Below are 16320 nucleotides of genomic sequence, written 5' to 3' on the forward strand. Positions count from 1 at the left end.
CTGCTACGCAGCCCAGCGGGGATAAATCCCCTCACCACAGGGGGAGCGTTGGCCTTACTGCTGATAAACCTTCTTCAGCAACCGCAGCAATTCTTCCCGTTCACCATCCGAAAGCGCAGCCGTGGAATCCAGGTCGCTCTGGACGGCGATCTGCTGGAGCTCCTTGAGCAGGGTTTCCCCGGTCTTGCTCAGGAAGATCCCATAGGAACGCTTGTCCGGCTTGCACCGCACCCGTACGGCCAGCGCCCGGCTTTCCAGTTTGTTCAACAGCGGCACCACTTGCGGCGGTTCGATCGCCAGGGCCTTGGCCAGGTCGGCCTGCATCAGGCCGGGGTTCTGGTCGATGATCGCCAGGGCCGAGAATTGGGCGGGGCGCAAATCGTGGACGGCGAGCCGGCCGATCAGGTTCTGGAACAGTTTCAACTGGGCGCGGCGCAGGGCGTAACCGATCAGGTCATCCAGCGCAGCGTCCAGCGGTAGCGGCGCGTCGGTGCCGTCGGCCACGGCCTCGGAGGGTTCGGCAAGCTTGGAAGACTTGGCCATCGAAAAGAGCATCCTCAAGGTGAGTGATTAACAAGGCTATCCAGTTTGCCCGAGGTTGTGACGCGATGGCTACGGTGGATCGCATATTCCTTGTTCGGCTGCGTGACTCCAGCCGCTGAAAAAATACAGATAAATCGATTAATAGTTAATTGACATAACTAATATTCAGGTTTAATTTTTGATCATCTTCAGCCAAGAACAAGAGTGCGCGCATCATGAGCAATTACGAAGGTCGCTGGAAAACGGTCAAAGTCGATATCGAGGAAGGCATTGCCTGGGTGACCCTCAATCGCCCGGAAAAACGCAACGCCATGAGCCCGACCCTCAATCGCGAGATGATCGACGTGTTGGAAACCCTGGAGCAGGATCCGGCCGCCGGTGTACTGGTGCTGACCGGGGCCGGTGATGCCTGGACCGCTGGCATGGACCTCAAGGAGTATTTCCGTGAGGTGGATGCCGGCCCGGAAATCCTCCAGGAAAAAATCCGCCGCGAAGCCTCGCAATGGCAGTGGAAACTGTTGCGCATGTACGCCAAGCCCACCATTGCCATGGTCAACGGCTGGTGCTTCGGTGGCGGTTTCAGCCCGCTGGTGGCGTGCGACCTGGCGATCTGCGCCGACGAAGCGACCTTCGGCCTTTCGGAAATCAACTGGGGCATCCCGCCCGGCAACCTCGTCAGCAAGGCCATGGCCGACACCGTGGGTCATCGTCAGTCGCTGTACTACATCATGACCGGCAAGACCTTCGGCGGGCAGAAAGCTGCCGAGATGGGCCTGGTCAACGAAAGCGTGCCCTTGGCGCAACTGCGTGAAGTCACCGTGGCGCTGGCGCGCAACCTGCTGGAGAAAAATCCGGTGGTGCTGCGCGCAGCCAAGCACGGCTTCAAACGCTGCCGCGAACTGACCTGGGAGCAGAACGAGGATTACCTGTACGCCAAGCTCGACCAGTCGCGGCTGCTCGACACCGAAGGCGGTCGCGAGCAGGGCATGAAGCAATTCCTGGACGACAAGAGCATCAAGCCTGGCTTGCAAACGTATAAGCGCTGAGTCGACAGACGAACAGCGGGCCGCATCCCGCTGTTCGCTGCGTCGCCCTGGCGCTACTGTTACACCGCTGCGATGCATTCCCGATAAAGACAATAAAGAGGAATCACCATGCTGGACGTGCCCCTGTTGATCGGCGGCCAGTCGTGCCCCGCCCGTGACGGCCGGACTTTTGAGCGTTGCAACCCGGTGACCGGTCAAGCGGTCTCGCGCGTGGCCGCCGCCACGCTGGAAGATGCCGATGCCGCCGTGGCCGCTGCGCAAGCTGCGTTTCCCGCCTGGGCTGCACTGGCGCCCAACGAACGCCGCAGCCGCCTGCTGCGTGCGGCCGAGCAGTTGCAGGCCCGTAGCGGCGAATTCATCGCTGCCGCCGGCGAGACCGGTGCCATGGCCAATTGGTACGGTTTCAACGTGCACCTGGCGGCGAACATGTTGCGTGAAGCGGCGTGCATGACCACCCAGATCAACGGCGAAATCATTCCTTCGGATGTACCCGGCAGTTTTGCCATGGCCTTGCGTCAGCCTTGCGGCGTGGTGCTGGGTATCGCGCCGTGGAACGCTCCAGTGATCCTCGCCACCCGCGCCATCGCCATGCCCTTGGCCTGCGGCAACACCGTGGTTCTTAAAGCTTCTGAAATAAGCCCGGCCGTGCACCGGCTGATCGGCCAAGTGCTGCAGGACGCCGGGCTGGGCGACGGCGTGGTCAATGTGATCTGCAATGCGCCAGCGGATGCGCCGGCCATCGTCGAGCGGTTGATCGCCAACCCGGCGGTGCGCCGGGTCAATTTCACCGGTTCGACCCACGTGGGGCGCATCGTCGGCGAACTGTCGGCGCGTCATCTCAAACCGGCCCTGTTGGAACTCGGCGGCAAGGCGCCGTTGTTGGTGCTTGAGGACGCCGACCTGGATGCTGCCGTGCAGGCGGCCGCTTTCGGGGCGTACTTCAACCAGGGCCAGATCTGCATGTCCACCGAACGACTGATCGTCGACGCCCGTGTGGCCGATGCCTTCGTCACCCGGCTGATCGCCAAGATCGCCACCTTGCGCGCTGGCGATCCTGCTGCCGGTGATTCGGTGCTCGGCTCGCTGGTGGATGCCAGTGCCGGCCAGCGCATCAAGGGCTTGATCGACGACGCCTTGGCCAAAGGCGCGACACTGCTGGCGGGCGGGCAGTTGGAGGGCAGCATCCTGCAGCCGACCCTGCTCGACGGCGTGACCCCGGACATGCGCCTGTATCGCGAAGAGTCCTTCGGCCCGGTGGCCGTGGTCCTGCGCGGGGAGGGTGACGAGGCGCTGCTGCGCCTGGCCAACGACTCCGAGTTTGGCCTGTCGGCCGCGATCTTCAGCCGCGACACCACGCGTGCGCTGGCCTTGGCCCAACGGGTCGAGTCGGGCATCTGCCACATCAACGGCCCGACCGTACACGACGAAGCGCAAATGCCGTTCGGCGGGGTCAAGTCCAGCGGTTACGGCAGCTTTGGCGGCAAGGCGTCCATCGAGCATTTCACTCAGTTGCGTTGGGTGACGATGCAGAATGGACCCCGGCATTACCCGATCTGAAATCCGTCGCACCGCGGCGGCCAGGCCTTGAAGGCCGCCGCCTCGGTGCAGGCCAGAATAACAATGACAAGGCCACAGCCAGAGGCTGTCACGCTCCGCTCGCTTCGTGCGACCCGAACGTGCCTTGGTGGAGGAAATGTACGTGAGTTCCGAGTTCAGATCGTCCTCCCGACCCGGCCCTGGGCAGTATCGCCAGGTGTCGATTGGTCATCCTGCTGTTGAAGTCAGGGAAGAGCGGGGCATCCTGCACATGCGCTCCCTGGAGCCCCTGGCGCCGTTGCCGGCGCGCTTGCTCGATCGCCTGGTGCACTGGGCCGAGGTGCGCCCGCAGCACACCTTTATCGCGGCTCGCGAGGCGGGTGGCGACTGGCGTCGCGTCAGCTATAGGCAGATGCTCGACAGCGTCCGGGCCATCGCCCAAGGCTTGCTGGGCTACGGCTTGTCGGCCGAAAAGCCGCTGGCGCTGCTCTCAGGTAACGATATCGAGCATCTGCAAATGGCCCTCGGTGCGATGTACGCGGGGATTCCGTATTGCCCGGTGTCGCCCGCTTATTCATTGCTGTCCCAGGATTTCGCCAAGCTGCGGCACATCTGCGACCTGTTGCGGCCGGGGCTGGTGTTTGTCAGCAATGCCGCGCCGTTTGAGCGGGCGATCAATGCCGTATTGCCGGCGGATATTCCCCTGATCACGGTCCAGGGCGAGCTGGCGGGCCGGCCCAGGACCAGCTTCGCCAGCCTGCTGGCACAGCCCGGCGGCGTTGAGGCCGAGCAGGCTTTTGCCGCCACCGGTCCGGACAGCATCGCCAAGTTTCTCTTTACGTCCGGCTCGACCAAACTACCGAAGGCGGTGATCACCACCCAGCGCATGCTCTGCGCCAACCAGCAAATGCTGCTGCAGACCTTTCCGGTGTTCGGTGAAGAGCCGCCGGTGCTGGTGGATTGGCTGCCGTGGAACCACACCTTCGGTGGCAGCCACAACGTCGGCATCGTGCTGTACAACGGCGGCACGTTCTACCTGGACGACGGCAAGCCCACGGCCCAGGGCTTTGCCGAAACCTTGCGCAACCTCAAGGAAATTTCGCCCACCGCCTACCTGACCGTGCCCAAGGGCTGGGAAGAACTGGTCAGCGCCCTGGAGCAGGACGGCGATTTGCGCGAGCGTTTTTTCAAGCGCATCAGCCTGTTCTTCTTTGCGGCGGCGGGTTTGTCCCAAAGCACCTGGGATCGCCTCGACAAGGTGGCCGAGCAACATTGTGGCGAACGGATCCGGATGATGGCCGGGCTGGGAATGACCGAGGCGGCACCGTCCTGCACGTTCACCACCGGGCCGTTGTCCATGGCCGGATACATCGGCCTGCCAGCGCCGGGTTGCGAAGTGCGGTTGGTGCCGGTGGATGGCAAGTTCGAAGGACGCTTTCGCGGGCCGCACATCATGCCTGGCTACTGGCGCTCGCCGCAGCAAACCGCCGAGGTGTTCGACGAGGACGGTTTCTACTGCTCGGGGGATGCGATCAAGCTGGCCGATCCGGGCAACCCGCAATTGGGGTTGATGTTCGATGGACGGATTGCCGAGGATTTCAAATTGTCCTCCGGGGTGTTCGTCAGTGTCGGGCCGTTGCGCAACCGGGCGGTGCTGGAAGGCACGCCTTACGTGCAGGACCTGGTGATCACCGCGCCGGATCGCGAGTGCCTGGGTGCGTTGGTGTTCCCAAGGCTTGTTGAGTGCCGACGCCTGTCGGGCCTGGCCTCGGATGCCAGCGATGCCCAGGTGCTCGCCAGCCCGGCGGTACGCCGCTGGTTCGCCGACTGGCTGCAACGCCTGAACCGCGAAGCCAGCGGCAACGCCAGTCGTGTGGAGTGGATCGCCTTGCTCGATGAGCCGGCGTCCATCGATCGCGGCGAAATCACCGACAAGGGCTCGATCAACCAACGGGCGGTGTTGCAGTGGCGGGCGGCGAAAGTCGAGGCGCTGTATCGCGGTGAAGATCCATCGATCCTGCGGGTGGGGGCGGCGGATTAACCTCCGATCCTTGTGGGAGCGAGCTTGCTCGCGATAGCGGTTTGGCAGTTTGCAGTGATGTTGTCTGTGCCGCCGTCATCGCGAGCAAGCTCGCTCCCACAGGATTTTCATCTTCGATTCGTTCTGCCCTCAGCCCAGCCCCCGCCGTGACACGCCGCCCCAAGCCTTTTACTATGCCGGTTCTCTTTTCTCTGGAATCCACCTGGATGAGTAAGCCTGGCCAAACGGTGCTGGTGGCGCTGCGCAGAATGATCGCCTCGGGCGAGTTGGCGGCCGGTGAGCGCTTGATGGAGATTCCCACCGCAGAATTGTTCGGCGTTTCGCGGATGCCAGTGCGCATGGCGTTCCGCACGCTGGAGCAGGAAGGGCTGCTGGTGCGTTATGGCGGGCGGGGGTTCCAGGTGCGTTCGGTGAGTGCCGAGGAGATCGCCGGGGCGGTAGAGGTGCGGGGCGTGCTGGAAGGCCTGGCCGCCCGGCAGACGGCCGAACGCGGCTTGTCCGACGAGGGCCGGGCGATACTCGAACAATGCCTGGTGCAGGGCGACGAACTGTTCGCCAAAGGTTACGTGACCGAGGATGACCTGGAGGTCTATCACGACCTCAACATGCGTTTTCATCAGGTGATCGTCGAAGGCAGCCACAACCCGGCGATTGCCGATGCACTGGCCCGCAACGATCATCTGCCTTTCGCCTCAGTCACCGCCCTGGCGGTGGATCGCCAGAACATGGCCGGCGAGTTTCGCCGCTTCAACTATGCCCACATGCAGCACCATTCGGTGTTCGACGCCTTGATCCATCGCCAGGGCGCCCGTGCCGAGGCGATCATGCGTGAGCATGCCAATGCGACCTTGCGTTATGCCGAGGTGTTTGGTTCGACGCTGGCGGATGAGCGGATGACGGTGATTCTGCGTTCGGAGTGAAAGGGCCCCTGTGGGAGCTAATACTGTTCACTTAAGAGAAAACGGCGCTTCACTTAGAAAGGGTCGTATTTTTGTCTTTTAGGGATGGTTTTAGAGTTTGTGTGTATATCCGTTTTTTTGATAACGGCGGCTGGCGGTTCCGTCCTTACGGCGGCTCACTTTCGAAGAGCGCGAAAGTAAGCAAAGCGCTCTTGCCCCACCACTCGGCACCTCGCCTAGGCTCGGTGTGCCCGAACGCAGGCATTGCTCCGTGGGCCGCCGCGAAGGGCCATCCATGGCCCAGCGCGGCTAACCCGGCATCCATGCCGGGTTGCCCACTGCGCAATACCTACGTTCGGCCAGCGTGGTTTAACGGGGCGCCTAAGATCAAAAGCGCACGCGAGGCGGCCTTATAGCCGACCTGGCTTAGCGTGAACGCGTTCCTCCTGTGGGAGCGGGCTTGCTCGCGAAGGCGATGTCACTGTCGATGAAGATGTTGAATGGACTGGCCTCATCGCGAGCAAGCTCGCTCCCACAGGTTTTTGTGTTGTGTGCAGATGCTGTGAACACCCACACCCCGATGTGGGAGCGAGCTTGCTCGCGATAGCGGTGGTCCAGCTTCATAGATGCTGGATGTACCCCGCTCTTGCTTTGCTTTGCTTTGCTTTGCTTTGCTTTGCTTTAGATCTTGATCTTGATCTGGGCGCCCCATAAAACCACGCTGGCCGAACGTAGGCGTTGCGCAGTGGGCACCTCGGCATGGATGCCGAGGTAGCCGCGCTGGGCCATGGATGGACCTTCGCGGCGGGCCTACGGAGCAATGCCTGCGTTCGGGCATGCCGAGCCTAGGCGAGGCACCGAGTGGTGGGGCTAGAGCGCTTTGGTTACTTTCACGCTTTTCGAAAGTGACCCGCCGTAAGGGCGGAACCGCCAGCCGCCGTTACCAAAAAAACGGATATACACACAAACTAAAAAACATCCATAAAGACGCTCCCACAGGGCCCCATGTTGGTCTGGAGCTTAGAGATCCAACACCAGCAACGGCGTCTTCGACCGGGAACAACAGGGCGTGAACTGGTCGTTGCACGCCTGTTCAGCCTCGGTCAGGAACATGTCCCGGTGCTCCGGCACGCCCTCCAACACGCGGGTCAGGCAGGTGCCGCACACGCCTTGTTCGCAGGAAATCGGAATCTCGATGCCATGGCTTTCCAGCACCTGCACCACGCTGCGGTCCGCCGGCACTTCGAAAACCTGGCCGCTGCTGGCCAATTTCACTGAGAAACGGCCATCTGCGCTGGTGTCGGTAGGCGCAGCGGCGAAATATTCACGGTGCAGGTGGGGTTCCTGCCAGCCCTGGGCTTTGGCGGTGTCGAGTACGTGCTGCATGAAACCGCCGGGGCCGCACACATAAAGATGCAGGTCGTCACTGGGCGTAGCCAGCACCCGAGCGGCGTCCAGCAGGGTCTCGGGTTCTTCATCGAAATGCAGGAAAACCCGATCGGCATAAGGCGATTGGCGCAAACGCTCGACAAAGGCTGCACGCTCCCGGGACCGGGCGCAGTAGTGCAGTTCGAACGCCGAACCGCTCTGGGCCAGGTGCTCGGCCATGCACAGGAGTGGCGTAATGCCGATGCCGCCGGCAAACAACAGGCTGCGCCGGGCTTCAGGCGCGAGGGGGAACAGGTTGCGGGGCTCGCTGATGTGCAGGCGCATGCCGGGCTGGATCAACTCATGCAAACTGCGTGAACCGCCGCGCGAGGTGGGGTCCTTGAGCACGCCAATCAGGTAGCGATGCCGTTCCTCGGGGTGGTTGCACAGTGAATACTGGCGTATCAGGCCGTCGGGCAAGTGCACGTCGATATGGGCACCGGCCGTGAACGCCGGCAGCGGTAGGCCGTCGACTCGGATCAGCTCGTAGCTGCAGATATCGACGGCTTCGTTGTGCCGCGCCGCCACCTGGACTTCGATCATGGCCGTTGCTCCGCCAGTTGTGGCTGATGGCTGCTGGCAATCAATCCGGGTTGGGCTCCACGCTCCCGGGCAATCCAGCGCTCCAGCACGCGACGCGACTGCACGCCGCCGGCATCGATGTTGAGCTTGAGCAGATTGCGTTGGGGGTGGTCCAGCAGGTTGCGCTGCTGACGCTCAAGCATTTCCAGGTCTTCGCTGAAGATCTTGCCCTGGCCTTCGCGAATGCTCGCGGTCAAGGCCTCATTCTGCGGCTGGAAGTGCCGGGCCATGCCCCAGAAGTACCAGATGGAGGTTTCGGTTTCCGGGGTGATGAAATCCACCACGATGCTCGACGCCTTGAATTGCGGCGCGGCGTGATAACCGCCGTTGCCGGCATGGGCCACGCCCACTTCGATCAGCACATGGCTGGGCGGGGTGAAGCGGCAGATCTGCCAGCGATCCACCGGCACATCGTCGGCCAGGTTGTTACCGCGCAGCGCCATGCGCCAGAAGGGCGGAGCCATGATGTTTTCCATGTGCCGGGCGGTGACCACTTCGTCGCCTTCGACCGTGGTCACGGGTGGCGCTTCGTCGATTTCCTTCTGGCCGATGCTGGAGGCGTGCACGTAGGTTTCGTGGGTCAGGTCCATCAGGTTGTCGATCATCAGGCGGTAGTCGCACTGGATATGGAACAGGCCGCCACCGTAGGCCCACTCGTCACTTTCGGCCCATTCCAGATGATGGATCAGCGCCGGATCCGCCAGCGCCTGGTCACCCGGCCAGACCCAGATGAAGCCATGGCGTTCCTCCACCGCAAAGGTCTTGTTGCAAGGAAATCCCCGCACCCGTTGCCCTGGCATTTCCACGGTCTTGCCATCGCCACCCATCACCAGGCCGTGATAACCGCACACCAGGTTGCCGTTTTCGACGTAGCCCAAGGAGAGCGGGGCGCCACGATGGGGGCAGAAGTCTTCCACGGCCGTGACCTTGCCTTCATGCCCACGGTAAAAAACCATCTTCTCGCCACAGATCTGGCGGCCCAGGGGCTTGTCGGCAATTTCATCGGGGGTGCAGGCAACGTACCAGGCATTTTTGGGGTACATGTCGGATCTCCAGGCGGATGTTGTTCTTGTCTGTGGATCCATTAGGTCTCTTAACTAATATCGTTGTCAACGGTATATGCATGAAATTGGGCTATTGATTTCTATCAATGGATCCATTTGGATTAATTCATACACGATCAGAACCCGTGTTTCGAATTTGTTGGCTCAAACCTCGTCGAAGCTCAATACTCGGCGAGACTTTCTGCCGCACAACTCGGAGTGATCCATGAAAACCAAAGCGGTACTCACTGAACAAGACGTTGCGCAATTGCTGGAGGCTGCCAAGGAATTGGCTCATCAGCGCCAATGGGCGGTTTCGATCTGCGTGGTGGACGACGGTGGTCACCCCCTGGGCCTGTTGCGCCTGGACGACGCCTCGCCGTTATCGGCCTACATTGCCACGGAAAAAGCCCGCACCGCCGCCATGGGTCGACGCGACAGCAAGGTCTTCGAGGACATGATCAACGGCGGCCGCTACGCCTTCCTCAGCGCCCCACACCTGCAAGGCATGCTTGAAGGCGGCGTGACGATCCGTCATGACGGCCAATGCATCGGCGCCATTGGCGTGTCCGGGGTCAAGGCCGAGCAGGATGCGGAGTTGGCGCGGCTGGCGGTGGAGGCGGTGTTGCCGCAAGCCTGAGGCAGGGGCGAGGTTGATACCCTGTGGGAGTGAGCTTGCTCGCGATAGCGGTGGGTCATTCAACAGCTGCATCGACTGATCAGCCGCCATCGCGAGCAAGCCCGCTCCCACAGGGGATTGCACAAATCTTCCAGACGTCATCCCCACGAGCGGTTAATCTGCTCCAGGCGGATACACAAAACGAGGCGGCTCATGACGGCGCGCAACTGGATCGATCTCAAGCAGGACGCCACGTCCGGCATCGAGACCGTGCGCGCGCATTTCGAGGGACATGCCTACGATCCCCATTGGCACGACACCTACCTGGTGGGCGTGACCGAGCAGGGCGTGCAGCAGTTTCATTGCCGCCGCCAGCAGCACAACAGCACGCCCGGCAAGGTGTTTCTGCTCGAACCTGGTGAGTTGCATGACGGCAATGCACCCCAAGCCAACGGTTTTACCTACCGCACCTTGTACCTGGAACCCCAGTGGCTGGAGCGCGAATTGCGCTCCTTGTTCGACGAGGCGCCGGACAATGCCCAGCTGGGGTTCGCCGCCACTCTGACGGACGATGCGCGGCTGGCCAGTGCCACCGCCCTGGCGTTCGAGAGCCTGCATGAGCAGGAGATCCGCATCGTGCGACAGACCGCCCTGGACACCTTGCTGGCCAACCTGACCCAACACTTGCACTGGCGAGCGCGGATCAATCCCGACCCACGGCTGCCGCTGGTCGCCCAGCAGGCCCGTGATTACCTGCACAGTCACCTGCACGAAGACATCGGGCTGGATGACCTGGCGCGGGTCACCGGTGTCGATCGTTTTCGCCTGACCCGTGGGTTCAAGGCGGCATTCGGCCTGGCGCCCCATGCCTATCTGATCCAGTTGCGCCTGGCCCGCGCCCGGCGTTTGCTGGCCCAGGGTGAGAGTGCCGTGGCGGTGGCCGCCATGCTCGGCTTTGCCGACCAAAGCCACCTGGGCCGCTGGTTCCAGCGCGCCTATCGACTGAGCCCGGCGGACTACCGCAAGCGTTGCTCAATTGTTCCAGACTGAACCCGGCTTGTTGGTGATGATCAAGCGACGATCATTCACCGAGAAGTTGCTCCATGGACCAGTTACTGCCGTTTGCCTTGTTCGCCTTTGTCGCCTCCATCACCCCGGGTCCGACCAATATCCTGGTGCTGAGCCATAGCTCGCGCTTCGGCCTGGCCACCACCTTGCCGATCATCCTCGGCGCGTGCGCGGCGGCAGCCTTGTTGGTGCTCCTGGTCGGCACCGGATTGGGGGATGTGCTCGCGCGCCATGCCACGATTCAGACATTGCTCTCATGGGCTGGCATTGCCTGGTTGAGCTGGATGGCTTGGCAGATTTTCAGCGCCCCGGCCCAGGCCATTGACCCGGACCGGCCCGCCGAAGGCCCACGACTGGGCTTGGCGGGAGCGGCCGGGTTGCAGTTGGTGAATCCCAAGACCTGGATGATGGCGCTGGCGGTGGTCAGCGTGTTTGCCGGCGCCGAGGCTGACCGTACCGTGCGGGTGCTCTGGCTGTCCCTGGCGTTTTTCGCGATTTCCATTCCGTGCATGACCGTGTGGGCCTATCTGGGCCTCGGCGCTGCCCGGTTCTTCCGTTCCGCTGTGGCGATGGGCCGGTTCAATCGGACCATGGCGGTGTTGTTGCTGGCGTCGGCGTGGTTGACCTTGGTGGTCTGAAAATAGGAGGACGGGGAAGAGTCGTTGTGGCGAGGGCGCTTGCTCCCGCTGGGGGGCGAAGCGCCCCCCGAAAGGCAGCGCTTCGCCAAGCCTCGGTCTATCACAGGTCAGCTTTGCAAGTACACCGCATGGGTATGGGTGTACTCATACAAACCATGCTTGCCATCGGCCCCGCCAATCCCGGATTTACGCACGCCGGCATGGAAGCCCTGCATGGCTTCGAAGTTTTCGCGGTTGACGTAGGTCTCGCCAAAGTCGAGACCACGAATAGCGTGCATGGCCCGGCTCAGGTCCCGGGTGTAGACCGAAGAAGTCAGGCCGTAGTCGCAGTCGTTGGCCAGGGCGATGGCCTCATCCAGGTCGTCAATGATCTGGATCGGCAGCACCGGACCGAAGATTTCCTCACGCATGATGTCCATTGATGCGTTGCAACCGGCCAGTACCGTGGGTTGGAAGTGAAAGCCGCTGGAGCGGTCCGCCACGCTGCCGCCGCTCACCAGGCTGGCGCCTTGGCTGAGGGCGGTTTGAACCTTGCGTTCAACGCTGTCCAGGCCCTGGCGGTTGATCAGCGGGCCCATCTCCACGTCGGCTTCGGCGATCGGGTCGCCGTAGCGGGTGGCAGACATCGCCGCGCTGATCCGCTCGATAAATTGATCGGCGACCTTGCGCTCCACGTAGACGCGTTCGGCACAGTTGCAGACTTGCCCGGTGTTGATGATCCGTGAATCGCGAATGGCTTTCACCGCCTGCGCCAGATCGGCATCCGCCAGCACGATGGCCGGGGCCTTGCCGCCCAGTTCCAGGTTGAGCTTGGTAATGTTCGGCGCCGCCGCCGTCATGATCCGTGAGCCGGTGGCGACGCTGCCGGTGAAGCTGATCATGTCCACACCTTTGTGACCGCTCAGGGCAGCGCCCACCTGGCCGTCGCCGCATACGACATTGAACACACCGGGTGGCAGGTCGGTCTCGGCCACCAACCGGGCGAACTCGAAGCAGTTATTCGGGGTTTCTTCGCTGGGCTTGATGACGATGGTGTTGCCGGTCAATAGCGCCGGGGCCATCTTTCGAGCGATCAGGAAAAACGGAAAGTTCCACGGCAGGATCCCGGCCACCACGCCCAGGGGCTTGCGGAACAGGAAGATGTTTTCACCGGGGCGGTCGCTGGTGATGATCTCGCCTTCGATGCGCCGGGCCCATTCGGCCATATAGTCGAGATAGTCGGCGGTGAAATTGACCTCCACCTCGGCCAGGGCACTGATCTTGCCTTGCTCCAGGGTGATGGTGCGCGCCAGGTGGGCGACGTTTTCCCGCAGTTTGGCGGCGATGCGGCGCAGGTGTCCGGCGCGTTCGATGGCCGGCTTGGCCGACCAGTCTTTCTGCGCGGCGCGGGCGGCAGCGAGGGCCTGATCGACGTCAGCGGCGTTGGAAGCCGGGACACGGGACAGCAGCGCCCCGGTGGCGGGGTTGAACACATCCAGGTGCGCCTCGCTGTGGGTGAACTGGCCGTTGATGAAGTTCTGGAACACAGGAACGGATGACATGGCAGTGTCCTTCAATAAATGCGCGATGGCGCTTGAACAGTGGCGGGTTCGCGGTAGTGGGAGAGGGTGGCAATGGCACTCTGGCGCAGCAGGCTGATGTCGATGGCCACGGCGATGAACTGGCAGCCCCAGCGCTGATAACGGCGGGCGTCTTCTTCGTTGGGTGCGAGGATGCCGCAAGCCTTGCCGGCCGCGAGGGTGGCATTGACCGCGAACTGGATACGCTCCTGGACTTCGGGATGACCAGGATTGCCTGCATGGCCAAGTCCGATGGACAGGTCGGCGGGGCCGATGAACACCGCGTCCACACCCTCGACGGCGGCGATGGCTTCGACGTTTTCCACCCCGGTGCGCGACTCCACCTGGACGATCAGGCACAGCTCTTCATGGGCCGTGGTGAGGTAGTTGGCGACGCCGTCCCAGCGGGTGGCGCGGGTCAGGCCCCCGCCCACACCACGAATGCCGTGGGGCGGGTAACGCATGGCGCGCACCAGGGCCCGGGCCTGTTCGGCGGTCTCGACCATGGGAATCATCAGGGTCTGGGCGCCGACGTCCAACAGTTGCTTGATCAGGTTGGCATCGCCGGTCACCGCTCGCACCACTGGCGCGGTGGCATAGGGCGCCACAGCCTGGAGTTGGCTGAGCACGCTGGGCACGGTGTTGGGGGCGTGTTCGCCGTCGATCAGCATCCAGTCGTAACCGGTGCCGGCAACGATTTCGGCGGCGTAACCGCTGGCGAAGCCGGCCCAGATGCCGTACTGCGTAGGCTTGGAGGCCAGGGCGGCTTTGAAGGCGTTGTGGGGCATGGTCATGGCGGGCTCCTCTTCTAGCGGTTATAAGGCCGGTGCAGTTGGCACTCAGGGTTCAGCGTCACGCCGAAGCCAGGCTGGTCGAGGACCGACAGGCGCATGCGGCCTTGCACCGGTACCGGCTCGCCCAGCAATTGCGGGTGGAACATCGGCACCACTTCGTCCGCCTTGGGCGCCATCATCAGGAACTCGGCGAACGGGCTGTTATGGCGGGTGGCGACGAAGTGGTAGCTGTAGACCGAAGAACCGTGGGGGATCACCAGCGCGTTGTGGGCGTCGGCCAGGGCCGAGATTTTCACCAGTTCGGTGAGCCCGCCACACCAGCCGACGTCGGGCTGGATAATGTCGCAGCAGCCCATTTCCAGGAGCATACGGAAGCCCCAGCGGGTGGCCTCGTGCTCGCCGGTGGTCACCAGCATGCCCTTGGGGACGTTTTGGCGCAGCGCCGCGTAGCCCCAGTAATCGTCGGGCGGCAGGGCCTCTTCGATCCATTTCAAGCCGTGCTCATGGGCGCCGACCGCGAGTTTGGTGGCGTAGTTGAGGTCCAGGCTCATCCAGCAATCGAGCATCAGCCAAAAGTCCGGACCGACCCGTTCGCGCATCGTCGCCAGTGCCTCGAGGTTCTTGCGCAGGCCTTCCTCGCCTTCGGCCGGGCCGTGATGCAAAGGCATCTTGCCGCCGATGAAACCCATTTTCTGCGCCAGGTCCGGCCGTGCACCGGTGGCGTAGAACTGCAACTCATCGCGCACCGCGCCGCCGAGCAATTGATGCACCGGTTCCTGGCGGATCTTGCCGAGCAAGTCCCAGAGCGCCAGGTCCACGCCGGAAATCGTGTTGATCACCAGGCCCTTTCGGCCGTAGTAGAGCGTCGATTGGTACATCTGGTCCCAGATCTTTTCGATGTCGGTGACCCGGGCACCTTCGATGAAGCGCGCCAAGTGTTTTTCAACGATGTAGGCCGCCGGTTCGCCGCCGGTGGTCACGGCAAACCCGACCGTGCCGTCGCTGGCCTCGAGCTCTACTACCAGGGTGCCGAGTACGTTGATGCCGAAGCTGCGGCGACTCTGTCGATAGTCCGGGTATTTGCTCATCGGTGTGGCGATGTGATCGTCGATCCAGTGGCCGTCCGCCTGGTCGTGATAATCCGCGCCGCCGCCTCGCAGGACGAAGGCGCGGACGTGTTTGATAGTGGGGATACCCATTGTGCAGCTCCTTGAGTTAAACCGTGGCCGGTGTGTTCGAAGCGCGTTGGCCGGGGGAGTGGATGCCCAGTACCAGCAACGCGGCGATGACGGTGGTGGCGGCGAGCAGGTAAAGGCCGGCCGCAGGAGAGTGGAAGGCGCCTTCGGCCCAATTCTTCAGCACCGGGGCAATGAAACCGCCGAGGGCGCCGAAGGAGTTGATCAGCGCAATGCCTGCCGCAGCGGCACTGCCAGCCAGGTAACTGGAGGGAAAGGTCCAGAATACCGGCTGCACGGCGATGAAGCCGGAAGCGGCGAAGCACAGGGCGATGATGCCCAGAAGCGGGCTGGACACACTGACCGAGCAGGCGATCCCGGCGGCGGCCATCAACAGGGTCAATGCAGCCGTGCGGCGGCGCTGGCCAGTGCGGTCGCTGTAACCGGGAATCAGGTAGGCCGCGCACAGCGCACAAACCCACGGAATGGCCGTGACCAGGCCCACCATCAAGCCAACCTTGCTGCCCAGCAACCCGGCCACTTGGGTCGGCAGGTAAAACACCACGCCGTAGACGCTGGCCTGGATCAGCAGGTAGATCAGGCACAGGTACAGCACCGAAGGCTGGCACAACACGCTCAGCAGGCTGCGGCCATGGGATTGTTTGTGCTGGTCCTCGGCATCAAGCAGTTCCTGGACCTGGCGGCGCTCTTCGAGCGTCAGCCATTTCGCATCGGCGGGGCGATTGTCCAGGTACCAGTAGGCCCACACTCCCACTGCCGACGCCATCAGGCCTTCCACGGCGAACAGCCATTGCCAGCCGTGAACACCGACGAAACCGTCCAGCTCCAACAACAGCCCCGACAGAGGGCTGCCGAAAATGAACGCCAGCGGCGCACCGAAGTAGAAGAAGCCCATGGCCTTGCCCCGGGCTGCCGAGGGGAACCAATAGGTGAGGTAGAGAATCACGCCGGGGAAGAATCCGGCTTCGGCGACGCCCAGCAGGAAGCGCAGCACGTAGAAACTGGTTTCGTTGTGGGCAAAGACCATGGCCGCCGACACCAAGCCCCAGGTGACCATGATCCGGCACATCCACAAGCGCGCACCGACGCGGTGCAGGATCAGGTTGCTGGGCACTTCCAACAGTGCGTAACCGGCGAAGAACACGCCCGCACCAAACGCGAATGCGGCGTCGCCGATGCCGGTGTCGGCCTGGAAGGCCTGTTTGGCGAAGCCAACGTTGGCCCGGTCGAGAAAAGCCATGATGTACATCAGCAGCAGGAAGGGCAGCAGGCGCCAGGAAATCTTGGCCAGCACAGACACAGGAAGAGTCTTCATCGCGGGAGTCCTT

The 16320-nt window shown here is 62.8% G+C and carries 14 protein-coding genes; 7 read left to right on the forward strand and 7 right to left on the reverse strand.

Annotated features, from left to right (window positions below):
- Positions 1-54 precede the first annotated feature (54 nt).
- On the reverse strand, positions 55-543 hold the full coding sequence (locus LOY70_RS14345; protein WP_265037688.1) for a MarR family winged helix-turn-helix transcriptional regulator: 489 nt from the start codon (positions 541-543) through the stop codon (positions 55-57).
- A gap of 215 nt (positions 544-758) precedes the next feature.
- Between LOY70_RS14345 and LOY70_RS14350 the strand changes: the two genes are divergently transcribed.
- The 4 genes from LOY70_RS14350 (at position 759) to LOY70_RS14365 (ending at position 6086) form a co-directional block, all read left to right on the forward strand.
- Entirely contained in the window at positions 759-1589 is an 831-nt protein-coding gene (locus LOY70_RS14350) for a p-hydroxycinnamoyl CoA hydratase/lyase (protein WP_063320869.1), read from the forward strand.
- Between the two features lie 108 nt (positions 1590-1697).
- A complete protein-coding gene (locus LOY70_RS14355; protein ID WP_265037689.1) occupies positions 1698-3146 on the forward strand; it encodes an aldehyde dehydrogenase in 1449 nt (482 codons plus the stop codon).
- A 142-nt stretch (positions 3147-3288) separates the two neighbouring features.
- Positions 3289-5166 (forward strand): feruloyl-CoA synthase, encoded by a 1878-nt coding sequence (locus LOY70_RS14360; protein WP_265037690.1) that lies wholly within the window; start codon positions 3289-3291, stop codon positions 5164-5166.
- Between the two features lie 206 nt (positions 5167-5372).
- Complete coding sequence (locus LOY70_RS14365) at positions 5373-6086, forward strand: GntR family transcriptional regulator (RefSeq protein WP_265037691.1); 714 nt, start codon at positions 5373-5375, stop codon at positions 6084-6086.
- Positions 6087-7085: 999 nt separating this feature from the next.
- Here the strand turns inward: LOY70_RS14365 and LOY70_RS14370 are convergent.
- Positions 7086-8036: a PDR/VanB family oxidoreductase gene (locus LOY70_RS14370; protein ID WP_265037692.1), complete on the reverse strand. Its 951-nt coding sequence runs from the start codon at positions 8034-8036 to the stop codon at positions 7086-7088.
- Positions 8033-9118: an aromatic ring-hydroxylating oxygenase subunit alpha gene (locus tag LOY70_RS14375; protein WP_265037693.1), complete on the reverse strand. Its 1086-nt coding sequence runs from the start codon at positions 9116-9118 to the stop codon at positions 8033-8035. The genes LOY70_RS14370 and LOY70_RS14375 overlap by 4 nt, the downstream gene beginning before the upstream one ends.
- A 226-nt stretch (positions 9119-9344) precedes the next feature.
- Between LOY70_RS14375 and LOY70_RS14380 the strand changes: the two genes are divergently transcribed.
- The 3 genes from LOY70_RS14380 to LOY70_RS14390 all read left to right on the forward strand — a co-directional run bounded on the left by LOY70_RS14380 (position 9345) and on the right by LOY70_RS14390 (position 11443).
- The gene (locus LOY70_RS14380; RefSeq protein ID WP_265037694.1) at positions 9345-9758 is read left to right on the forward strand and encodes a GlcG/HbpS family heme-binding protein; all 414 of its coding nucleotides are present in this window, start codon (positions 9345-9347) and stop codon (positions 9756-9758) included.
- A 192-nt stretch (positions 9759-9950) separates the two neighbouring features.
- Positions 9951-10787, forward strand: coding sequence for an AraC family transcriptional regulator (locus LOY70_RS14385; protein ID WP_265037695.1), 837 nt, complete (start codon positions 9951-9953; stop codon positions 10785-10787).
- A 53-nt stretch (positions 10788-10840) separates the two neighbouring features.
- A complete protein-coding gene (locus tag LOY70_RS14390) occupies positions 10841-11443 on the forward strand; it encodes a LysE family translocator (protein WP_265037696.1) in 603 nt (200 codons plus the stop codon).
- A gap of 107 nt (positions 11444-11550) precedes the next feature.
- Here the strand turns inward: LOY70_RS14390 and aldA are convergent, their stop codons facing one another.
- Genes aldA through LOY70_RS14410 form a run of 4 tightly spaced genes read right to left on the reverse strand, consistent with a single transcriptional unit; the run spans position 11551 to position 16307 of the window.
- On the reverse strand, positions 11551-12984 hold the full coding sequence (gene aldA / locus LOY70_RS14395) for an aldehyde dehydrogenase (RefSeq protein WP_265037697.1): 1434 nt from the start codon (positions 12982-12984) through the stop codon (positions 11551-11553).
- Positions 12985-12995: 11 nt separating this feature from the next.
- Positions 12996-13796: an HpcH/HpaI aldolase/citrate lyase family protein gene (locus LOY70_RS14400; protein ID WP_265037698.1), complete on the reverse strand. Its 801-nt coding sequence runs from the start codon at positions 13794-13796 to the stop codon at positions 12996-12998.
- A gap of 14 nt (positions 13797-13810) precedes the next feature.
- Positions 13811-14995, reverse strand: coding sequence for an L-rhamnonate dehydratase (gene rhmD, locus LOY70_RS14405; RefSeq protein ID WP_265037699.1), 1185 nt, complete (start codon positions 14993-14995; stop codon positions 13811-13813).
- 16 nt (positions 14996-15011) lie between these two features.
- Positions 15012-16307, reverse strand: coding sequence for an MFS transporter (locus LOY70_RS14410; protein WP_265037700.1), 1296 nt, complete (start codon positions 16305-16307; stop codon positions 15012-15014).
- Positions 16308-16320: the final 13 nt, after the last annotated feature.

This window comes from Pseudomonas sp. B21-054 (assembly GCF_026016345.1).
In the GTDB taxonomy this organism is placed as follows: Bacteria; Pseudomonadota; Gammaproteobacteria; order Pseudomonadales; family Pseudomonadaceae; genus Aquipseudomonas.